20 protein-coding genes and 1 pseudogene are annotated in these 20,865 nt (G+C 72.3%); 12 read left to right on the top strand and 9 right to left on the bottom strand.

Features of this window, described 5'->3' with window-relative positions; translation table 11 throughout:
• Window positions 1–4: 4 nt before the first annotated feature.
• Window positions 5–1,054, top strand: coding sequence for a Zn-dependent alcohol dehydrogenase (locus GTY58_RS20050; RefSeq protein ID WP_010985264.1), 1,050 nt, complete (start codon window positions 5–7; stop codon window positions 1,052–1,054).
• 40 nt (window positions 1,055–1,094) lie between these two features.
• Here the strand turns inward: GTY58_RS20050 and GTY58_RS20045 are convergent, their stop codons facing one another.
• Entirely contained in the window at window positions 1,095–2,108 is a 1,014-nt protein-coding gene (locus GTY58_RS20045) for a helix-turn-helix domain-containing protein (protein WP_010985263.1), read from the bottom strand.
• A 71-nt stretch (window positions 2,109–2,179) separates the two neighbouring features.
• Here GTY58_RS20045 and GTY58_RS20040 point away from each other — a divergent pair, with 71 nt between their 5' ends.
• Window positions 2,180–3,490, top strand: coding sequence for an MFS transporter (locus tag GTY58_RS20040; protein WP_010985262.1), 1,311 nt, complete (start codon window positions 2,180–2,182; stop codon window positions 3,488–3,490).
• Window positions 3,491–3,539: 49 nt separating this feature from the next.
• Here GTY58_RS20040 and GTY58_RS20035 read toward each other — a convergent pair whose 3' ends face one another.
• The 4 genes from GTY58_RS20035 to GTY58_RS20020 all read right to left on the bottom strand — a co-directional run bounded on the left by GTY58_RS20035 (window position 3,540) and on the right by GTY58_RS20020 (window position 8,953).
• Window positions 3,540–4,136 carry a flavin reductase family protein gene (locus GTY58_RS20035; RefSeq protein ID WP_202497464.1) on the bottom strand — a complete coding sequence of 199 codons (597 nt, stop codon included), beginning with the start codon at window positions 4,134–4,136 and terminating at the stop codon, window positions 3,540–3,542.
• 85 nt (window positions 4,137–4,221) lie between these two features.
• Window positions 4,222–5,061, bottom strand: coding sequence for an enoyl-CoA hydratase-related protein (locus GTY58_RS20030; protein ID WP_010985260.1), 840 nt, complete (start codon window positions 5,059–5,061; stop codon window positions 4,222–4,224).
• An 85-nt stretch (window positions 5,062–5,146) separates the two neighbouring features.
• On the bottom strand, window positions 5,147–7,372 hold the full coding sequence (locus GTY58_RS20025; protein WP_037644699.1) for an acetate--CoA ligase family protein: 2,226 nt from the start codon (window positions 7,370–7,372) through the stop codon (window positions 5,147–5,149).
• A gap of 375 nt (window positions 7,373–7,747) precedes the next feature.
• Window positions 7,748–8,953: an NAD(P)/FAD-dependent oxidoreductase gene (locus GTY58_RS20020; protein ID WP_010985258.1), complete on the bottom strand. Its 1,206-nt coding sequence runs from the start codon at window positions 8,951–8,953 to the stop codon at window positions 7,748–7,750.
• 210 nt (window positions 8,954–9,163) lie between these two features.
• Here GTY58_RS20020 and GTY58_RS20015 point away from each other — a divergent pair, with 210 nt between their 5' ends.
• Window positions 9,164–9,616, top strand: a complete 453-nt coding sequence (locus GTY58_RS20015; protein ID WP_037644700.1) for a DoxX family membrane protein — start codon at window positions 9,164–9,166, stop codon at window positions 9,614–9,616.
• Window positions 9,613–10,020 carry a Zn-ribbon domain-containing OB-fold protein gene (locus GTY58_RS20010; RefSeq protein ID WP_010985256.1) on the top strand — a complete coding sequence of 136 codons (408 nt, stop codon included), beginning with the start codon at window positions 9,613–9,615 and terminating at the stop codon, window positions 10,018–10,020. The genes GTY58_RS20015 and GTY58_RS20010 overlap by 4 nt, the downstream gene beginning before the upstream one ends.
• A gap of 56 nt (window positions 10,021–10,076) precedes the next feature.
• On the opposite strand, the gene GTY58_RS20005 is transcribed toward GTY58_RS20010, so the two are convergent.
• Window positions 10,077–10,733 carry a pyridoxal 5'-phosphate synthase gene (locus GTY58_RS20005; RefSeq protein ID WP_010985255.1) on the bottom strand — a complete coding sequence of 219 codons (657 nt, stop codon included), beginning with the start codon at window positions 10,731–10,733 and terminating at the stop codon, window positions 10,077–10,079.
• Window positions 10,734–11,102: 369 nt separating this feature from the next.
• Here GTY58_RS20005 and GTY58_RS40800 point away from each other — a divergent pair, with 369 nt between their 5' ends.
• Entirely contained in the window at window positions 11,103–11,282 is a 180-nt protein-coding gene (locus GTY58_RS40800) for a DUF397 domain-containing protein (RefSeq protein ID WP_037644704.1), read from the top strand.
• Window positions 11,279–12,619, top strand: coding sequence for a hypothetical protein (locus GTY58_RS19995; protein ID WP_237528837.1), 1,341 nt, complete (start codon window positions 11,279–11,281; stop codon window positions 12,617–12,619). Before GTY58_RS40800 ends, GTY58_RS19995 begins: the two co-directional genes overlap by 4 nt.
• A 22-nt stretch (window positions 12,620–12,641) precedes the next feature.
• Here GTY58_RS19995 and GTY58_RS19990 read toward each other — a convergent pair whose 3' ends face one another.
• Window positions 12,642–13,811, bottom strand: coding sequence for a hypothetical protein (locus GTY58_RS19990; protein ID WP_010985253.1), 1,170 nt, complete (start codon window positions 13,809–13,811; stop codon window positions 12,642–12,644).
• A 114-nt stretch (window positions 13,812–13,925) separates the two neighbouring features.
• Here GTY58_RS19990 and GTY58_RS19985 point away from each other — a divergent pair, with 114 nt between their 5' ends.
• Complete coding sequence (locus GTY58_RS19985) at window positions 13,926–15,167, top strand: acyl-CoA dehydrogenase family protein (RefSeq protein ID WP_010985252.1); 1,242 nt, start codon at window positions 13,926–13,928, stop codon at window positions 15,165–15,167.
• Entirely contained in the window at window positions 15,167–15,640 is a 474-nt protein-coding gene (locus GTY58_RS19980) for a nitroreductase family deazaflavin-dependent oxidoreductase (RefSeq protein ID WP_010985251.1), read from the top strand. Before GTY58_RS19985 ends, GTY58_RS19980 begins: the two co-directional genes overlap by 1 nt.
• Here the strand turns inward: GTY58_RS19980 and GTY58_RS19975 are convergent.
• Both GTY58_RS19975 and GTY58_RS19970 read right to left on the bottom strand, forming a co-directional pair.
• On the bottom strand, window positions 15,627–16,364 hold the full coding sequence (locus tag GTY58_RS19975; RefSeq protein WP_010985250.1) for a nucleoside/nucleotide kinase family protein: 738 nt from the start codon (window positions 16,362–16,364) through the stop codon (window positions 15,627–15,629). The genes GTY58_RS19980 and GTY58_RS19975 overlap by 14 nt on opposite strands.
• Window positions 16,365–16,628: 264 nt before the next feature.
• The gene (locus GTY58_RS19970; RefSeq protein ID WP_171033177.1) at window positions 16,629–17,276 is read right to left on the bottom strand and encodes a TetR family transcriptional regulator; all 648 of its coding nucleotides are present in this window, start codon (window positions 17,274–17,276) and stop codon (window positions 16,629–16,631) included.
• Between the two features lie 133 nt (window positions 17,277–17,409).
• On the opposite strand from GTY58_RS19970, the gene GTY58_RS19965 reads away from it, so the two are divergent.
• The 4 genes and pseudogenes from GTY58_RS19965 (at window position 17,410) to GTY58_RS41670 (ending at window position 20,765) form a co-directional block, all read left to right on the top strand.
• Window positions 17,410–18,204, top strand: coding sequence for a VOC family protein (locus GTY58_RS19965; protein WP_010985248.1), 795 nt, complete (start codon window positions 17,410–17,412; stop codon window positions 18,202–18,204).
• Window positions 18,205–18,494: 290 nt separating this feature from the next.
• Window positions 18,495–20,198 (top strand): annotated as a pseudogene (locus GTY58_RS19960) (protein kinase); the annotation flags it as partial.
• On the top strand, window positions 20,147–20,386 hold the full coding sequence (locus tag GTY58_RS41675) for a hypothetical protein (protein ID WP_338059021.1): 240 nt from the start codon (window positions 20,147–20,149) through the stop codon (window positions 20,384–20,386). The pseudogene GTY58_RS19960 and the gene GTY58_RS41675, both read left to right, overlap by 52 nt.
• Entirely contained in the window at window positions 20,274–20,765 is a 492-nt protein-coding gene (locus GTY58_RS41670) for a PQQ-binding-like beta-propeller repeat protein (RefSeq protein WP_338059020.1), read from the top strand. Before GTY58_RS41675 ends, GTY58_RS41670 begins: the two co-directional genes overlap by 113 nt.
• Window positions 20,766–20,865 lie beyond the last annotated feature (100 nt).

Genomic DNA, 20,865 nt, shown 5'->3' with positions numbered 1-20,865 from the left:
CGCGATGCGCGGAGTGGTCTTCGACGGAAAGCAGACCCAGGTCGTGGACGATCTGGAGATACGGGAGCCGGGACCCGGCGAGGTGGCGGTGGCGATCTCCGCGGCCGGGCTCTGCCACAGCGATCTGTCCGTGGTGGACGGGACCATACCGTTCCCGGTTCCTGTGGTGCTGGGCCATGAGGGCGCGGGGGTGGTGGAGGCCGTGGGCAGTGGCGTCACCCATGTCCGGCCCGGAGACCATGTGGCGCTGTCCACGCTCGCGAACTGCGGTGCGTGCGCGGAGTGCGACCGGGGGCGGCCGACGATGTGCCGCAAGGCGATCGGGCGGCCGCAGCAGCCGTTCGCGCGCGGCGGCCGGCCGCTGTACCAGTTCGCGGCCAACTCGGCCTTCGCGGAACGGACCGTGGTGAAGGCGGTGCAGGCCGTCCGGATCCCGAAGGACATTCCCCTGCCCTCCGCGGCGCTGATCGGCTGCGGGGTGCTGACGGGCGTGGGCGCCGTGCTCAACCGCGCGCGCGTGGAGCACGGCGACAGCGTGCTGGTCATCGGCACGGGCGGGATCGGCCTCAATGTCCTCCAGGGCGCGCGGATCGCGGGTGCCCTGACGATCGTCGCGGTGGACGCGAACCCGGCGAAGGAGGCGGTGGCCCGCCAGTTCGGCGCGACGCACTTCCTGACCTCGACGGAGGGGGTGAGGGACATCCTGCCCACGGGCGCGGACCACGCCTTCGAGTGCGTGGGCCGGGCCGCACTCATCCGTCAGGCCGTCGACCTGCTGGACCGCCACGGCCAGGCGGTGCTCCTCGGCGTACCGCCCGCGACGGCCGAGGCGTCCTTCCTCGTCTCCTCGCTGTTCCTGGACAAGTCGATCCTCGGCTGCCGCTACGGGTCCTCGCGGCCGCAGCGGGACATCGCGCTCTACGCGGACCTCTACCGGGAGGGCCGGCTGCTGCTGGACGAGTTGGTCACGGCGACGTACCCCGTGGAGGACTTCGAGAAGGCGGCGGCCGACGCGCATGAGGGGAGGGTGGCGCGGGCGGTGCTGACGTTCTGAAGCCCGGGTGCCGGGTGCCGGGTGCCGGGCGCCGGGTCCGTCAGGCGAGGCCGGCGGGGCTGGTGCCGCTCCCCGTTCGGAACGTACGCCGGTACGCGGTCGGGGTGACCCCGAGCGCGGCCTGGAGGTGCTGGCGCATCGACTGGGCCGTGCCGAAGCCGGCGTCGCGGGCCACCTGGTCGATGGAGAGGTCGCTGGACTCCAGCAGGTGGCGGGCGTGTTCGACGCGCTGCTGGGTGAGCCACTGCCCGGGGCTGACGCCGACCTCCTCACGGAAGCGGCGCGTGAAGGTGCGGACCGACATGGCCTCCTGCTCGGCCATGTCGCGCAGCTGGATCGGTTCGTGCAGCCGGCCGAGCGCCCAGGCGCGGGCGGCGGTCGTCGTCGCGACCTGCGGCTCGGGCACGGGACGCCGGATGTACTGCGCCTGCCCGCCGTCGCGGTGCGGGGGTACGACGGTACGGCGGGCCACCTCGTTGGCGACGGCGGCGCCGTGGTCGCGGCGTACGAGATGCAGGCACAGGTCGATGCCGGACGCGACGCCGGCCGAGGTCAGGACGTCGCCGTCGTCCACGAAGAGCACATCGGCGTCGACCCGGATCTTCGGGAAGAGCCCCTGGAAGTGTTCGGCGTGGTACCAGTGCGTGGTGGCCGGGCGGCCGTCGAGGTAGCCGGCGGCGGCGAGGACGTACCCGCCGGTGCAGATGGAGACGAGCCGGGTGCCGGGGCGGATGTGGGCGAGGGCGGCGGCGAGTTCGGGGGTCAGTACGCCTTCCTCGTGGACGGGTCCGAGTTCGTAGGAGGCGGGGACGACGACGGTGTCGGCGGTGGCCAGGGTCTCGGGGCCGTGCGCGACGAGGACGGCGAAGTCGGCGTCCGTGTCGACCGGGCCCGGCGGCCGCACCGAGCAGGTGACGACCTCGTACAGCGGCCGCCCGTCCGCGTCCCGCGCCTTGCCGAAGATGCGCTGCGGGATGCCCAGCTCGAAGGGGATCAGCCCGTCGAGGGCGAGGACGACGACGCGGTGCAGCGGGGATGCCTTCGGATCGGCCATGGCCCAATCCTAACGAATGCTGTCCTTCGGGCCACTCGTTCAGGATCGGCGCACGCCGGAAGCTCTATGACGTGACCCAGACAACGGACGCCATCGCCGCTTCGCAGGAGCCCCCCGCCCCACGACGAACCCGTATCCACCGCGCCTGGTTCGTCGCGGCCGTCACCTTTGTGACGATCATCGGCGCGGCTGCCTTCCGTTCGCTGCCGGGGCTGCTGATCGACCCGCTGCACCAGGAGTTCCACTGGTCGCGCGGCACGATCAGCGCGGCGGTCTCGATCAACCTCGCGCTGTACGGGCTCACGGCGCCCTTCGCGGCCGCGCTGATGGACCGCTTCGGCATCCGGCGCGTGGTCGCGGTCGCCCTGGTCGTGATCGCGGGCGGCTCGGGCCTGACGGTGTGGATGACGGCGGCCTGGCAACTGCTTCTGTGCTGGGGTCTGTTGGTGGGGCTGGGCTCCGGCTCGATGGCCCTCGCCTTCGCGGCGACGGTCACGAACCGCTGGTTCACCGAGCGCAAGGGCCTGGTGACGGGCATCCTGACGGCGGCCTCTGCGTCGGGCCAGCTGATCTTCCTCCCGCTCCTGTCCTGGATCGTCACCGAGCACGACTGGCGTCCGGCCGCGGTGACGGTCTCCCTCGCGGCCCTCGCGGTCGTCCCCTTCGTCTGGCTGCTGCTGCGGGACCACCCGGCGGACGTGGGCGTGAAGCCGTACGGGGCGACGGAGTTCGTGGAGAAGCCCGCGCCGATGCCGGGGGCCGCCCGGCGCGCGGTGACCGTCCTGCTCTCCGCGGTCCGCACCGGACCCTTCTGGCTGCTGGCCGGGTCCTTCGCGATCTGCGGCGCCTCGACGAACGGCCTGATCCAGACGCACTTCGTGCCCGCGGCCCACGACCACCACATGCCGATCACGGCGGCGGCCTCGCTGCTCGCGGTCATCGGCGTGTTCGACGTGGTCGGCACGATCGCCTCCGGCTGGTTCACCGACCGCTTCGAGCCGCGCCGTCTGCTGGCGGTCTACTACGCGCTGCGCGGCATCTCCCTCCTCTTCCTCCCCATGCTCCTGCACCCCACCGTGCACCCTCCGATGATCTTCTTCATCGTCTTCTACGGCCTCGACTGGGTCGCCACGGTCCCGCCCACCCTGGCCCTGTGCCGTGAGCAGTACGGCGAGGACAGCGCCATCGTCTTCGGCTGGGTCCTCGCCTCCCACCAGGTCGGCGCCGCCCTCGTCGCCTTCCTCGGCGGCCTCGCCCGGGACCTGCTCGGCTCGTACGACGTGGTCTGGTACGCGTCCGGCGCCCTGTGCGCGGCGGCGGCCCTGATGGCCCTGGTGATCAGGCGGCGGCCGGTGCGGGGGGTGGTGGCTGCGGCGGCCTGATGCGGGGGGTGGTGGCTGTGGCGGTTCGAGTTTCGTCGCTCGGCACTCGTCAGAGGAACCGGCCGCGGTGGAAGAGGAGCGGCTCCTGATGGGTGTCGCTCGTCCCCAGGGACTGGACCCTGCCCACCACGATCAGATGGTCGCCGCCCAGGTGGACCGCGTGGACCGCGCAGTCGATCCAGGCGAGGGAGCCGCTCAGCCGCGGGGAACCGGAGAAGGGCGCCGCGTCGTACCCGACCCCGGCGAACTTGTCCGCGCCGCTCACCGCGAAGCCGCGGCACAGATCGGCCTGGTGGGCTCCCAGTACGTTCACGCAGAACACGCCCGCGCGGGCGATCCGGGGCCAGGTCGTCGACGTCCGGCCGACCATGAACGCGACCAGCGGCGGGTCCAGGGAGAGGGACGAGAAGGACTGGCAGGCGAAGCCCGCCGGGCCCTGCTCCCCGGGTGCCGTGATCACCGTGACGCCGGTCGCGAAGGTGCCGAGGACGCGCCGGAACTCGGTCGGGTCGAGCGGCGCCCGCTCGTCGTCCCGGACCGCCCGCAGCTGGGGGCGGGGCGGCGTCCCGACGGGCTCCGCGACGGTGGGGGCCCCGGCCGACCTGAGGTAACGGACGGCGGCTGCCGCCATCCCTGCGTGTCCCATCACGTCACCATTGAAGCTGACGGCCCGTCAGAAGTGAAGGGCTGTACGGGATCGGCACCTCTGGACGTGAGGTCCTCCACCTAGGTCAGCGCCCTTCGAAGCGAGGACTTCGGCGCTCCACGAAACTCGTCACGCCCTCGGCCGCGTCCGCCGTCGTCATGTTGATCTCCTGTGCGGCCGCCTCGGCGGCGAAGGCGCTGCCGCGGTCGGTGTCGAGGGAGGCGTTGACCAGCTGTTTGGTGAGCGCGAGGGCGCGGGTGGGGCCGGCGGCCAGGCGCGCGGACCACTCGCGTGCCGTCTTCTCCAGGTCGTCCGCCGGTACGACACGGTTGACGAGCCCGAGCCGTCCCGCGTCCGCCGCCGTCAGCGCGTCGCCGAAGAACATCAGCTCCTTGGCGCGCTGCGGACCGATCAGCCGGGGGAGGAGATAGGCGCCGCCGCCGTCGGGGACGAGGCCGCGGCGTACGAACACCTCGATGAACCTGGCCGAATCCGCGGCCAGTACGAGGTCGCAGGCGAAGGCGAGGTGCGCGCCGATGCCGGCTGCCGTGCCGTTCACGGCGGCGATCACCGGCTTCTCGCAGTCGAGTACGGCGCAGATCAGGCGCTGCGCGCCGGAGCGGATCACGCGGGCCACGTCCCCCGCGGTCCGCTCCCCGGCCGGTGGCCCGCCGCGCAGGTCCGCGCCCGCGCAGAAACCGCGGCCCGTCCCCGTGATGACGACGGCTCGTACGGCCGGGTCGGCGGAGGCGTCGCCGAGGAGTCGGATGAGGCGTTCACGCTGGTCAGGGGTGATGGCGTTGAGGGCGTCGGGCCGGTTGAGGGTGATCCGCGAGACGTGATTGTCAGTGGCGTGCAGTACCAATGAATCGACTGGATCGACTGGATCGACTGAATCAACGGATTCCTCGGGGGAGGCTGTCATGGGGGCGCTCCATCTTCTGGGCCATCATCTGGTCCGGCTTCTGGGCCGTCATCTGGTCCGGTTCCCGGTCCGGCCGCTCCGGTTCTCAGCGGCACACCGCCAGCGCGTCCAGTGCCACCGCTCCCTGCCCCCGCGGCAGCACCATGAGCGGATTGATGTCCAGCTCCGCGAGGTCGTCCCCGAGTTCGAGGGCCATCCGCTGCACCCGGATGACGACCTCCACCAGCGCGTCCACATCCACGGGCGGCCCGCCGCGCACCCCGTCCAGCAGGGCCCGTCCGCGCAGCTCGCCGAGCATGGCCCGCGCCTGGTCCTCGCCGAACGGCGGCACGCGCACGGCGACGTCCCGCAGCACCTCGACGAGCACCCCGCCGAGCCCGACGGTCACCGTCGGTCCGAAGAGCTGGTCGTGCGTGACGCCCACGACCAGCTCGACGCCCCGCTCCACCATCTGGCACACCAGCACCCCGTCGAGCGAGATCCCCTCGTAGCGCGCGATGTCGGTCAGCTCGCGGTAGGCGTCCCTGACCTGGCTGGCGGAGGTCAGTCCGATCTTCACCAGGCCGAGTTCGGTCTTGTGGGCGATCTGCGCGCCGGACGCCTTCATGACGACCGGGTAGCCGACCTGCGAGGCCGCCCGCACGGCCGCCGCCGCGCTGGTCACCAACTGCTCGCGCGGCACGCGGATGCCGTAGGCGCGCAGCAGCTGTTTCGCCGCGTGCTCGCTCAGCTGCTGCCCCGGGCGCATCAGGGCCTGGGCCTTGCGGAAGGAGGGCGAGGGGGTGCGCGGCGCCTCGTCGAAGGGCGAGCGGTACGAGGCGGTGAACCGCGCGTGGTCGAGATGGGCGCGGACGGCGGTGATGCAGTTCGCGAAGGTACGGAAGGTGGCGACCCGCGACGAGCCGAGGAGCGTCTCGCGGTACGCGGCCTCGGTGCCGACCGGCGACCCCCACACCACGCACACCAGCTTGTCCGTCGCCTCCGCCGCGTCCACCAGATCCTGCGCGAGCTTGTCGCTCATCGGCGGGAAGGGCCCGGTGATGGGGCAGATCAGCACCCCGACGGCCGGGTCGGCGAGGATCGCGTCGATGATCTTCCGGCCGCGCCAGTCGCCGACCGGGTGCCCGCCGTTGTCGACGGGGTTGGTGACGTTCAGGTACTCCGGTATCCACTCGTGCAGCTCGGCCTGCTTGGCGTCCGACAGCACGGGCAGGCGCAGCCCGGCCTCGCTCGCCAGGTCCGCGAAGTGCGCGCCCGTGCCGCCCGAGATCGCATAGACGACGACCCCGTCGGCCTGCGGTGCGCGGGCCCGCGCCAACAGGGCGGCGGTGTCCTGGAGTTCGTCGAGCCCGTCGACGCGGATCACGCCGTACTGCCGCATCGCCGCGTCCACCACCGCGTCCGCGCCGGTCAGCTTGCCGGTGTGGGAGGCGGCCGTCCGGGCGCCGGTCTCGGTGCGGCCGACCTTGACCGCGACCACCGGCACGCCGCGCCGGGCGGCCCGGTCGGCGGCGAGCAGAAAGGAGCGGCCGTCCTTCAGCCCCTCGATGTAGCAGGCGATGGCGCCCACCTCGGGCCGTTCGGAGAAGTAGGAGATGAAGTCGGCGGTCTCCAGGTCGGCCTCGTTGCCGGTGGGCGCCCAGTGTGAGAGTCGGACGCCCAGCTCCTGCATCGTGAAGACCGGGCGGCCCTGGTGTCCGGATTGGGTGATCAGCGCGATCGCCGGTCCGTCCAGGTCCTCGCGGAACTCCTCGAAGGCGTTGAGGTTGGTGTTCGGGCCGAGCAGCCGCAGCCCGGAGCGTCCCACGGCGGCGGCGAGCCGGGCCTGTGCGGCGGCGCCCGCCTCGCCGGTCTCGGCGAACCCGGAGGCGAAGGCGACGGCGAACTTCACCTTGGCACCGGCGAGTTGCTCGATCACGGGAAGGGGGTCGGCGACCAGCAGCACGGCCAGATCGACCGGTTCGGGCAGGTCCGCGACGGAAGGGGAGCAGGGGATGCCGAAGACGGACTGACGGGTGGGGTGCACCGGGTGCAGCCGGGCGCCGACCCGTTCGGCCCAGGTGAGCAGCTGCCGGGTGATGCCGGTGTTCGGCCGGCCCTCGGTGTCCGAGGCGCCGATCACGGCGACGGACCCGGGGCGGAAGAAGCGGTCGAGGTCGGGCACGCCGGCGTACAGCGGGCGGCCGCTGACATCCAGGTCGTCGGCCTCGGCGGGCCTGCCGTGCACGACCGGAGAGGGTTGCTCGCCGCAGGCGATGACCCGGGCCCGGCGGGAGTCGGTGGTGAGGGTGCCGTGGGTTGATCCAAGCATCGGTCCGCCCGCCTGTGTGACAGCCAATTAACTGACGCAGTGTCAGATTACTGAACTGACGCGGTGTCAGGAACGGGTCTGCACGCAAAGACGTGTGGCGGGCACAGGTTTTGTACCCGCCAGGGGCCGAAGGGGAACGCGTCCGGGGAATCTCAGGCACGGCGGAGCGACGGCGCGGCGGAGCGACGGCGCCGACGGGGACTGCCGGCCTGGCCGCCTCTTGCGAGGCCGTCCTTTGCGGGAGGCCGTCCTTTGCGAGAGGTCGCCCCTCGCGAGGCTGTCCCTTGCAAGGTCGCGCCTTGCGAGGCTGTCCCTTGCGAGGTCGCGCCTTGGAAGGCCGTTCCTTGTGAGGCCGCCCCCCTGTGAGGCCGTCGTCTACGCGGGCGTTCTTGCGGTCGTCCTCGCGAGCGCCTTGGCGACCGCCTTCGCGATCTTCTCCGCGTCGATCGCGAGTTCGCGGAACATGCCGCTGATGGGGTTGGTGAACCCGGTGAAGTACAGGCCGGGGGCCGTGCGTGGGGTGCGGGCGCCGTGGACGGTCGGGCGGCCGCGGCCGTCGAGGACGTCGAGGTGGCCGACGAGGTCCTCCAGGGCGCGGGCGTAACCGGTCGCGGCGATGACGACGTCCGGACCGATGCGGTTGCCGTCGGCGAGGACGACCTTCCCGTCCTCGAACCCGTCGACGGCGGCGACGATCTCGACCCGCCCCTTGCGCACGGCGTCGATGAGCCCGACGTCCTGCACGGGGATCGACCCCTCGCGCACGCGGGAGTACAGACCGGTGTCAGGGCGCGGCAGCCCCTGGGCCGACAGGTCCGGCACGCTGAGCCTGGCCATCGGCCCGGCGAGGAGGTCGACGAGACGCACCGGCAGCCGTCGTACGACGATCCCCGTGAACTGGGCCGCCCAGCCCGCGGTCGACCGGCGCACGATGTGCGGCGCCGTGCGCACCGCGAGCCGCACCCGCGAGGCGCCGCCCTCCACCAGATCGACGGCGATCTCGGCGCCGGTGTTGCCGACGCCGACGACAAGGACGTCACGGCCGGCGTGGGGCGTGGCGTTGCGGTAGTCGCCGGCGTGCAGCAGCTCGCCGGTGTAGGCGTCGCGGCCGGGCCAGTCGGGCAGGTGCGGGGTGTGGTTGTGGCCGGTGGCGACGACGACCGCGCTGCCGGTGAGTTCACGGCCGCCGGTGGCGTGCAGCAGCCAGCCGGTGCCGTCGGGCGCGGGTTCGACGCGCGAGACCTCGACCCCCGTCACGATCTCCAGCTGGTGGTGTTCGACGTACTTCTCCAGGTAGCGCACCACGTTGTCCCGCGACACCCAGCGCCCGAAGGAGCGCGGCATGGGCAGGCCGGGCAGGGCCGACAGGCGCCGGGTGGTGTGCAGGTGCAGCCGGTCGTAGTGGCGGCGCCAGGACGCGCCGACGCGGTCGGACTTCTCCAGTACGACGGCCCGTACGCCCTGGGCGCGCAGTGCGTGCGCCGCGGCGAGGCCGCCCGGTCCGCCGCCGATGACGTAGACGGGGCGGTCCTCGTGGGACGGCACCGCACGGGGCGTCGAAGTAGCAGTCGAGTCGGCCATGAGCGCGAGCGTAATCACGCCCACCGTTGATGGGTCTCGGTCAAGACCGGAATTGGTTGCGGATTGATCACGGCTGTGGGAGGGGTGAGGGGGGCCGGTGGCGCAGGGCCTCTGGTTGTGGGGGATCGGTGACGCGGGCCTCTTGCGTGAGCGCTGCTCGTACGCTGAACTGACGTACCGTCAGAAACCCGGTGGGGAGGGCGAGTGCGTATGGACTCGATCTGGCTCGGCGGCGCGGAGTGGCTGGCCGTGCTGCGTATCGGGCTCGGGCTGTGGTGGCTGGAGAGTTGGCGGCACAAGGACAAGAAGGCGTGGTTCGAGCGCGGGACCGGGATCGCGTGGGCGGCGGACGTCGCGGCCAAGCACCGGTGGAGCGTCGTACGCGGCGGCTTCGACGCGGTGGTCGCGCCCCGGCCGCGCACGATGGCGTACGTCGTCGTGTACGCAGAGCTCGCCCTCGGGCTGGGGCTGATCGTCGGCCTGCTGACGCCGCTCGCGCTGGTCGGCGGCCTGCTGCTCAATCTCTTCTACCTCGTCCTCATGATCCACGACTGGGCGGAGCAGGGGCAGAACTCGATGATGGCGCTGATCTCGGTCGTCGGGCTGTTCGGGATGTCGTGGCAGACGTGGTCGCTGGACAGCGCGTTCGGGCTGTTCCAGTGAGCGGGCGGCGGTTCGACGAGCCGGAGACCGACGCGTTCACCCGCCCGTACTGGGACGCCGCCGCCGAGGGCGTCCTGCTGCTCCGCCGCTGCGCCGGCTGCGGCCGCACCCACCACTACCCTCGCGAGTTCTGCCCGCACTGCTGGAGCGACGACGTCACCTGGGAGCGTGCGAGCGGCCGCGCCACGCTCTACACCTGGTCCGTCGTCCACCGCAACGACCTGCCCCCCTTCGGGGAGCGCACCCCGTACGTCGCCGCTGTCGTCGACCTCGCCGAGGGGCCGCGGATGATGACCGAGGTGGTGGAGTGCGCGGCGGCCGAGCTACGGGTGGGCATGGAACTGGAGGCGGCGTTCCGGCCGGCGGGGGAGGTCACGGTGCCGGTGTTCCGGCCCCGGGGGTGAATCCGCCCCCCCAGGTGCGCGGGAGCACGCGTTCGCGGACGGCCGCGCGGGCGACTTCACGGCCACAGCAGTTCCTTGAGCCAGCCCTCCTCCGTGCGTCGGTAGACGAGCCGTACGTGCCGACGCCTCGCGTCTCCCTGGAAGAACTCCACCTCTTCCGGCCGGAGGCGGTAGAGGGTCCAGGTCGGGGCAGGGGCGTCGGGGTCGCTCTGAGCGCGGTCCCAGGCGCCGTCCGAGGCCCGCCCCAGCTCCTCCATCGAACCGAGCACTTCACTCTGCCTGCCGACGAGCGCGGCGGCCAGCGCCCCCGTGGAGCGGGCGTGCAGATCCGCCTGCCCCTCCTGGGCCGGGGCGACCTCGACCGGGCCCCGCAGCCGGATCTGACGGCCCTGAGTGGGCCAGTAGAAACTCAGAGCCGCGTACGGGCGGGCGGCCAGCTGGCGGCCCTTGCGGCTGGTGGCATGGGTCGCGAAGGCCCAGCCGTCCGCGTCCGCGCCGTGCAGCATCACGATGCGGACGTCGGGCAGGCCGTCCTCGTCCGACGTCGCGAGCGTCATCGTGTGCGGCTCGGTCTGGCCCGCCGCGACCGCCTCCGCGAACCACTCCACGAACAGCGGGAGTGGTTCGGCGGGTGCGGATGCCGGGTCGAAGGAGGGTAGCTCTACGTCCCACACCCGCAGTGACCTGAGCAGCTCGTGAAGATCCGTTCCCATGCCCCGAGTATCACTCGGGGGCCCGGCAAAGCTGCGCCATGAGCCCTCCGTGCAGCAGTTCCGCGTCCACAACTCACCGACCTCCGGTGCGCCGTGCCCCCAGTTCAGCGGGTACGTGTTCCCCTCCGGCGCGGGTGCGCCCACGTACTCGTCACGCGCCGAGCGCGTGAACCGGCGGGCGCCGGGTGGCCAGTCGCGCTCCGCACGGAAGGCCGCAATCTGGTCTTCGTCGGGTCCCAGGGAGGCAGTACGTTGATCTCCAAGCCGGAAGAGGCCAAACGGGCTGCTCGACCTGTTCGGCATGCTGCGTGCTCCGGCGCTTACGCCGTGGGAGTCCGCAGAACTCATCGAACGGAAAGCGGGGCAACTGTGAACGTGACGGAACTTGCTTGGTTCAAGTCCAGCTACAGCACCGACGAAGGTGGCGCCTGCCTCGAAATAGCCACCACCCCCGCCGCCATCCACATCCGCGACTCAAGGCACGTCACCGGCCCCACCCTCGCCGTCACCCCCACCACCTGGACCGCCTTCCTCCGTACCGTCCGTTGAGGCGCTCAGCGGGCGTCGCTCTCAGCGGCGCCCTCCTGCTCCCCCTCGCCGCCTGCGGCCCCCTCGCGGAGGACCCCAAGTCCTGGATCTCCGCCCCCGAGGTCTTCTATCTGCGTCCCGTCGGTGACACATCCGGGCCCAAGGCCAAGATGCCGTTCCATCTGCAGGCCGAGGACGTCAAGGCGACCAGCCGCTACGGCACGCAGGATCACCGGCTGACCGTCGACGTGCGCGGGTCCGAGGGCGTCGTACGGCTGAAGGCGGTCGGCCTGCGCAAGAGCGGGACCCGGTGCGTCAACGACACCGTGCGTGCCGTCTGCGACGTCAGCGGTGCCTACAACAGCTGGTCGGACCTGGACCGCGTCCACCCGGTCGCCGCCGAGGGCAGCAAACCCGGCGACACCGGCATCGTGCGTTTCACCTTCACCACGAAGGGCGGGAAGACGCTCACCACCCGCACCCGGGTCGTGGTCGGCGAACCCGAGGTGAAGGTGCGCACTCTCAAGGTCATCAAGGACGTGCGCCCCGGCGCCGACGTGACCGTACCGGTCGTCGTCCGCAATGACGGCGAGGTGCCGGTGCAGGGGCTCGCCCTCGAACTCGGTTCCGGGGAGCTGGACTTCCGGCAGCGGTACGCCAACTGCCGTTACCCGCCTCAGCGTCACGGCCACACGGCCGTCTGCCGGTTTCCCGGCCTGCGTGTCCCGCCGGGCGGGACCGTCGTCCTGCACCCGGCCCTGCGCCTGCGCGCGTCGACGAAGCGGATGTACGGCTCCTTCAGCCAGGAGGCCTGGCCGCTGGACTCGGGGCCCGGACAGTACACCGTGGTGCCGCCGGGTGGCGACCACGGTGACGGTCCGCCCCTGACCGCCGAGGCCTTGCAGGGCGCCGACGACACCGACGGCACGTTCGCCGAGGGAGACGTCTCCACCGACGTGCGTCTGGACACCCACGCCGACTACGAGGTCTTCGGCGTCGAACTGCGGGGCAGCCCCGGCACGAAGCGCTCGCTGCGGCTCAAGGTCCGCAACAACGGGCCCGGCATCCCCGGCGCCGGTACGAAGCTGCTGTTCACGCCGCCGCCCGGCACCGTGCTGGAAGAACCCATGGAGGCCATCGACGAGGACGCGTACGAGCCGTACTGCGACTCCGACGGCCCCGCGTACAGCTGCCTCGTGGGCCAACTCGACCCCGGCGAGACCCGTGACTTCGAGTTCACCCTGAGCCTCGACGGGCCGGGGCAGGGCAGCGCGGCCCTCCAGGACACCCAGCCGTCCACCGGCCGCCGCGACCCGAACCCGGCCAACGACACCGCTCCTGTCACCGTTCTGCCGTGACCTCCCACATCGCCTCAGGCCCCTACCGCCCCAGCACCACCGTCCCCGACGAGCAGAACCAGCCGCCGGTGCCGGACGCGACCGCCAGGCATGGCAGCTCGCCGTCCGGGCGCCGCGCCTGACGGCCCGCCGCCTCGCCGCGCAGCTGCCGCACCGCCTCCACCAGCAGAAACAGTCCGCGCATCCCGGGGTGCTGGGCCGAAAGGCCGCCCCCGTCCGTGTTCACCGGCAGTTCCCCGCCCCGCACCAGCAGCCGCCCCTTCTCCACGAACGCCCCGCCCTCGCCCTTCTCGCAGAAACCGAGATCCTCCAGGGTCACGAGGGTCATGTAGGTGAAGGCGTCGTAGATCTCGGCCACATCGATCTCCTCCGGCCGAATCCCCGCCCGGCCGAAGGCGAGGCGTCCGCTCACCGCCGCAGGGGAGACGGTGAAGTCCGGCCACTCGGACATCGTCGTGTGCGAGACGTGCTCGCCCGTGCCGAGCACCCACACCGGTGGCGTACGGCAGTCCCGTACGTACTCCTCGGCCGCCAGCAGGACCGCCGCGCCGCCGTCGGAGCGGATGCAGCAGTGCAGCTTGGTGAAGGGGTCGGCGATCATCGGGCCGGACAGGACGTCGTCCACCGTGATCGGGTCGCGGAACATCGCCTCCGGGTTCAGCGCCGCGTTCGCCCGCGCCTGGACGGCCACCGAGGCGAGCTGTTCGAGTGTCGTGCCGTACGCGTGCATGTGGCGGCGCGCGGCCATCGCGTACTTGGCGATGAGCGTGTGGCCGTAGGGGACCTCGAACTGGAGGGGACCCCGGGCGCCGAAGGAGAGGGTCCCGGTACGCCGGCCCGCCCTGATGTCCGCGCGGGCCGTGGAACCGTAGACCAGCAGGACCGCGTTCGCGTGACCCGCCGCGATCGCGTCCGTCGCGTGCGCCGCCATGACCTCCCAGGTGGCGCCGCCGACGGCGGTGGAGTCGACCCAGGTGGGGCGCAGGCCCAGGTACTCGGCCACCTCGACCGGTGGCAGGGTGCCGAGGCCGGCCGACGCGAACCCGTCGACCAGCGAGCGGTCCATCCCCGCGTCCGCCAGCGCGCGCCTGGCGGCCTGGGCGTGCAGGGCGTAGGGCGTCGCGTCGTCCACGCGACCGCAGTCCGAGAGGGAGACACCCACGACGGCGACCTTGCGCTTCCCCGGAGTCATGAATCTGACGGTACATCAGATGTCGAGGCGCGCGGGAGGCCGTCGTGGCTCTGGGCATCCGTACCGCACGGCGCTAATGTGACGCGCCGTCAGATCGGGAGAAAGGGCCTGGCCATGGACGCCCGTTTCACCGCCGAACAGGACGAGATCCGCCGCACGGTGAGGGAGTTGCTGCTCAAACGCTGGGGCCCGGAGGAGGTCCGGGCGGCGGTGGGGGCCGGCGCCGGGTACGACCCCGCACTGTGGTCCGCCCTCGCCGAACAGCTCGGCCTGCCCGGCCTCGCCCTCCCCGAGGCCTACGGCGGTGTCGGGTGCGCCGTCACCGAAGTCGCCCTCGCCTGCGAGGAGTCGGGGCGGGCGCTGGCCCCCTCGCCGCTGCTCGCCACCGCCGTCCTCGCCGCCCCGCTCCTCCTCGCCCTCGGTACCGAGACGCAGCGCGCCGAACTGCTGCCCCGGATCGCGGCGGGCGCGCTGACCGCGGCCCTCGCCGTGCCGGGCACGGCACTCTCCCTCGCCCTCGGGCTCGTCGGCGACAACCGGGGGAACTGGGCCGGTGGCGGACGTGCGGGAGGAGTGCAGGCGCGGCGCGCCGAGGACGGGTGGCGGCTGTACGGGCAGGTGGAGCAGGTGCTGGACGGGCACAGCGCCGGGCTGCTCGTGGTGGCCGCGCACGCCGGGGGGTTCGCCCGCCCGAGGACCCTGCTGTTCCTCGTGCGGGAGGGGGCCGCGGGCCTGGTGCGCGCACGGCAGACCTCCCTGGACGTGAGCCGGCCGCAGGCGCGGGTCCAACTGCGGGACGTGCCAGCCGAGTTGCTCGGCGACGAGCACGTCGATGTGGCCGACGCGCTCATGGCGACGGGCGACGCGGCCGCCGCCGTACTCGCCACGGAGGCCGCGGGAGCCGCCGACCGGGCCCTGGAACGGACCGTCGACCATGTGCGGCAGCGGGAGCAGTTCGGGCGGGCGATCGGCTCCTTCCAGGCGGTGAAGCACCGGCTCGCGGACGTGTACGTGCAGGTGCAGGCGGCGAGGTCGGCCGCGTACTACGCCGCGTGGGCGGCCGGGACCGGCCCCGAGCGGGCCGGACAGGTGGGACAGGTGGGACGGACCGAGCGGACCGAGCGGGTCGGTGGGCTCGCCCTCGCCCAGGCCCTGGAAGCGCTGCGGACCGCCGCGGCCGAGGGCATCCAGCTGCACGGCGGCATCGGGTTCACCTGGGAGCACGAGGCGCATCTGTACTTCAAGCGGGCGACGGGGGACGAGCTGCTGTTCGGCCCGGTGCACCGGCTACGGGCATACGCGGCCGAGCGCTCGGGCATCTTCTCCCTGGCCGGATCCGAGGAGGTGGCCGTCTGATGCCCCCAGGCCTGCGGCTGTTGCACAGGATGTCCTCGTCCCCCGCCTTCGCCAGATACGCGCCGCGCATCATCCCCGCCGTGGACCTCACCGTGCACCGGCTGACCCGGGGGAGGGTGCAGCTCAGCGCGCAGATGCTGCCCGGCCTTGTCCTCACGGTCCGCGGCGCGAGGAGCGGACTGCCGCGTCGTACGCCGCTGGCGTGCATGCCGCAGGAGCCCGACGCCTGGTTCGTGGTCGGCTCCAACTTCGGTCGTCCGGCCCATCCGGCGTGGACGGCGAACCTGCTGGCCCACCCCGAAGAGGCCCGGATCAGCTGGCGCGGGCGAGACATTCCGGTGACGGCACGCCTGCTGGAGGGGGCGGAGCGGGCGGAGGCGTGGAAGCGGCTGCTCACGTTCTGGCCGCCGTACGCGACGTATCAGGCGCGCATCACCCGCGAGATCCGGGTCTTCCGCCTCAGCAGTCGCTGACCCCGCCGCTCTCCCTGGCCTCGCCGATGACGAGATCGGCCCGTGAGACGGTGCTGCGGATGAGGGCACTGGTGTCCTCGTCGACTCCCAGGGTCTTCGCGCGCGCGGCCTCCGGGGTGAAGCCGTAGCTGATGTAGCGGCGGGTGAGCCGCTCGCGCCTCGGCTCCGGGAGGGCGTCCAGGAACCAGGTCTCGTCCAGCAGGCCCTTCACCTGCCGCCAGGGCTCCTGCGCGGACAGCAGGAAGTTGCCGTCGACGATGACCAGCCGGTGGTGCGGCGCGACCTCGATCGACCCGGCCACGGGGTCCTCGAGGTCGCGGTCGAACTCCGGCCACCAGACGGTGCTTTCGGTGTTTTCGGTGTCTCCGGTCTCGGCACGCGTACGGCGCAGGAGGGCGACGAAGCCGTCGGCGTCGAAGGTGTCGATCGTGCCCTTGTCGGCCGCCTGCCCCCGGGCCTCGATGACCTTCTGGGCGAGGTGGAATCCGTCCATGGACACGGTCACGGCCAGTCCCGGCCGCTCTTTCTCCAGCCGCGCCCGCAGCTGCTCGGCGAACGTGGACTTGCCGGCGCCCGGTTCTCCGACGATGCCGAGCAGTGCCCGCCCGGCCCGGGCCAGGTGCAGGGCCCGCTCGGTGAGGGCGTCCATGGACGGAGGCCCGTAGAGCGACGTACGGCGCGGGTCGGCTTCCCCGGTGAGGCGGTTCTTGTCGGTGATCGTCATTCGGGGAGCTCCGACGGGGGGTGGAAGGCGGACGTGTCCTGCCCGCGGCGTGTTGTGCCCGCGGCATGTTCTGCCGGGGCTGCCGCACAATCTAGCCGCCGAGAACGCGTCGGCACAGACCTTGCGCAGAGCGACGGACCGACCACTTTCCGTGCAGCGCAGCGGGCGGCAGTCCATCCGGTGGACTGCCGCCCGTATGACAGGAATTGAGCCGGGTGCTGCTCCGTAGTGCCTCGCCTTCGTGCAACTTCGTGCTGCTTCGTACTACTTCGTCGGCTTCTTGCCCGTGACGCCGAGGTGCACCAACAGGGCGAGGTTCGGCTTGAGTTCGGCCTGCTTGACGCCCCAGCTCTGGAAGCCCTTCTGGTGCGAGGCGACCGCCGCGAGCATCGCGACCAGTGAACCGGCGATCGCCGCCGGGTTCACGTCCTTGTCGATCCTGCCCTTGGACTGGAGTTCGGCGATGGAGTCCGAAAGGGAGTTGTTCACCGAGTTGAGAATCTTCATGCGGATCTTGTAGAAGCGTTTGTCGCCCTCGGCGGCACCCAGATCGACGACCCTGAGGATCGCGTCGTTCTTGCGCCAGAACTCCAGGAATCCGTCGACGAGTTCCTGTGATGTCTGCCAGCCGGCCTTGCCGACCCATGAGCGCCCTTCGAGCAGCTCGGTCAACCCGGCGCCTTCCGCGGCCATTTGCTCGGCGATCTCCAGGACGGCGCCTTCGACGTCCGGGAAGTACTGGTAGAAGGTCGCGGGTGAAGTGCCCGCCTTCCGGGCGACATCAATGACTTTGACGTCCCGGTAGGGCGATGAGCTGAGCATCTCGCTGAGGCAGTCGAGCAGCTTCTGCCGGGTCGCCTGCCCACGCCGACCCGCCACACGGCCGTCGACGGTACGCACTTGTCCTGTCATGACGTCAGCTTACCGAGGGGTGATCGGAGCGCGATTCGGCCGACTGCAAATGGGGAGTACGAGGGTCGCGGGGGCCTCTGAGGAGGGAGTACGTCCACGCGCGCGCAGCGTGGAAGGCCGTTAGTTTGGCGATATGGCCGAAACCCCGCCATCCACCGCGTCCGACCGGAACGGTGCCGCCTTCCCCGAGGGCGTCCCCTGCTGGGTCGACGCCCAGCTGCCCGACGTCGAGGCGGGCAAGCGCTTCTACGGTGAGCTCTTCGGGTGGACCTTCGAGCCGGCGGCCGGGGCGGAACACGGCCCGGCGGACGGCCCGGCACCCGGCTCCTCCGTGTGGGCGTACCTGGACGGCGCCCCCGTCGCCGCACTCGCGCCCAAGGCGGACGGCCGGATGCCCACCGTCTGGACCGTGTACTTCGCGACGCCCGACGCCGCTGCCCTCGTGGGCCGCATCCGCACGGCCGGCGGCCAGGTGATCAACCCGCCGACCCCGCTGGCCCCCTTCGGCACCTTCGCCCTGGCCGCCGACCCGGAGGACGCCGTCTTCGGTCTCTGGCAGGCCGGTGCGCACCCCGGATTCGGCCGCCGTCACGAGCCCGGCTCCTTCGGCTGGACCGAGTTGTACGCCCGCGACACCGCCGCCGCCGACTCCTTCTACGCCGACCTCTTCCACGACGCCCTCTTCGGGCCCGGCGCCCGCCCCGATTTCGGCCGTGCTTCCGTCACCGACGTCTTTCCGGCCGAGATGCCGCCCCACTTCCTCGTCCACTTCGGTGTCCGGGAGGGTGACGACGCCTTGGAGGACGCCATCCGGGCGGTGAACCGGCTCGGCGGGCGCGTACAGGTGCCGTCCTTCGACGCGTCGTACGGACGTGTGGCCGTGGTCACGGACAATCAAGGGGCGTCGTTCGCACTGCTCCAGCGGTGAGACTTCGTGCCGTACCGGTGGAAAAGGGCGGCCCGCGGAGCGGTCGACGTGGTTTTGTCCTGAGACACCCCGATCCGCCCCCGGGTTCGCACCAGGTCGCCCGGCCAGGAAGAATCAGGGTGCGTGCCGCCATGGCGGTGCGGTGGTGAGACGCTGCACGGGGTCGCGTACATACGTGGGTGACGCGGCCCGTACGGGGAGGTGGCAGGCAAGTGGTGGATCAGCTGACGCAGCACGATCCGCGGCGGATCGGGCCGTTCGAGGTGCTGGGACGGCTGGGTGCGGGCGGCATGGGGCTGGTCTATCTCGCGCGCTCGGCCTCCGGCCGACGTGTGGCGATCAAGACGGTCAGGACGGAGCTCGCCGAGGACCAGCTGTTCCGGGTCCGCTTCACGCGTGAGGTCGAGGCGGCCCGCGCGGTCTCCGGCTTCTACACGGCGACCGTGGTCGACGCCGACCCGCGCGCGGCGGTGCCGTGGCTGGCGACCGCGTACGTTCCCGCGCCCTCCCTCGAGGAGATAGTGACCGAGTGCGGGCCGCTTCCGGCCCAGGCGGTGCGCTGGCTGGCCGCGGGCGTCGCGGAGGCGCTCCAGTCGATCCACGGTGCCGGACTCGTGCACCGCGACCTCAAGCCGTCGAATGTGCTGGTGGTCGAGGACGGGCCGCGCGTCATCGACTTCGGTATCGCGTCGGGCGTTTCGAACACGCGTCTGACCATGACGAACGTCGCCGTCGGCACGCCCGCCTACATGTCGCCCGAGCAGGCGAAGGACTCGCGCAGCGTCACCGGCGCGAGCGACGTCTTCTCGCTCGGCTCCATGCTCGTCTTCGCCGCCACCGGGCACGCCCCCTTCCACGGCGCCAACCCGGTCGAGACGGTCTTCATGCTGCTGCGGGAGGGCCCCGACCTCGAAGGTCTTCCCGACGAGCTGCGGCCCCTCATCGAGTCCTGCATGCAGATGGAGGCCACCGGCCGCCCCAACCCCGCCGACCTCCAGGCCCAGCTGGCCCCCCACCTCTTCGGCTCCGGTTCCGACGACAGCGGTACGGCGTCCGCGTGGCTGCCCGAGCGGGCGGTCGGCCTGATCGAGGCCCGCCGCGGCGGCCGTCCGGCCATCAAGCCGCCGGCCGGCGGAAGCCAGGGCGGTGCCGGAGGCCGCAGCGGAGCGCGGCCCGTCGTACCGCCCCCGCCCTCGCACGACCCCGTTCCGGTGGGCGTCGGCGCGCCCGACGCCGGCCCCGTGCGGCTGGCCGGTGCCCCGGTGCCCATCGGGCCGGGACCGCGCGTCGCCGACGCCCGCGCCGCCGCCGTCAAGGCGCCTCCTCCCGAGGCGGGCCTCGCCGCGTCCTGGTCCCGGCCGCGCCCCGGCGTCAACGGCGCCGAGCCGGTCCCCGCGGTCGCCCCGCCGGTCGCTCCCGCGGAGTCCGCGTCCGGCTGGCGCCCCTGGCGTTTTCGCATGTCGAACGATGTCTGGGGCACGCCCGCCGTCGCCGACGACCTGGTCTACGTCACCTCCTTCGAGGTGCACGCCCTGGACGTGGCGACCGGCCGCCGCCGGTTCAAGACGCGCGACGTCGCCTGGTCGATGTCGGTCGCGGACGGCCGGGTCCACGCCTCCGACGGGCCGACGCTCTTCGCCCTGGACGCCCGCGAGGGCGCCGACCTGTGGCGGCTGTCCACGGACGCCTGGGTGTACGCGCTGAAGGCCGACCGGGGAACGGTGGTCACCGGCACGCGCGGCGGCGGCGTACAGGCCTGGGAGGCAGCCAACGGGCAGAAGCTCTGGGAGATCACCGGGGCCCAGCAGGACTTCGAGTCCCCGGAGGCCGGCCCCGTCGTCCACGACGGCACGGTGTTCGTCTGGAAGGACGCCCGGCTGCGCGCCCTGGAGGCCCGTACCGGCGAGGAGCGCTGGTCGTACCCGATCGGTGACGCGGCGTCCTGCGGCGGCGTACCCGTGCGGCTCACCCCGGCCCCCGACGGATACGTGTACGTGTCCGCCGGCACCCGGGTCCTGGCCGTCGACATCGCGGGCGGCCATGTCCGCTGGCACTTCGAGGCACCGGCGGTGTTCCTGTCCCCGCCCACGTTCGTGCCGGGCCCCGCGGTGGCGGGCGGCGGCATCTACCTCGCCGACTACCTCGGCACGGTGTACGCCCTGGACGCGACCGACGGGCGTGACCGCTGGCGCATCGCCACGGAGTCGCGCGCCTCGCTCGACCCCGTCCTGGTCGCCGCCGGTCACGTCCACGTCGGCAGCGGCAAGGGCCTCTACACCCTGGACGCCGTCACGGGCACCCCGAAGTGGCGCTTCCAGGCGGGCGGCGACATCGTGGGCGCCCCCGCGGTCGCCGAGGGCCGTATCCACTTCGGCTCCACGGACCACCTCCTGTACACGCTGAAGGCGGACGACGGCCGGCTGCGCTGGAAGCTGGCGACGGGCGGCGAGATCACCGGCGCCCCGGTGGTCAAGGACGGCGTGGTGTACGCGTGCAGCAAGGACCGCTGCGTGTACGCACTGGACGCGGAGAAGGGGACGGGGACGGCGCGGACCGCCTAGCGCCGGCGCGGGGAACGGCCCGGCGCCCGTCCGGCGGGTCAGGCCCGGACAGGCGCGGGGAGGCTGGGCGCAGGGCCCGCGGTGCTATCGGTTCAGGAGC

It is taken from the genome of Streptomyces sp. SID5469, assembly GCF_009862865.1.
Lineage (GTDB): Bacteria > Actinomycetota > Actinomycetes > Streptomycetales > Streptomycetaceae > Streptomyces > Streptomyces avermitilis.
Note: the sequence above shows the minus strand (reverse complement) of the source record. Positions and strands in the feature narration are given on the sequence as shown.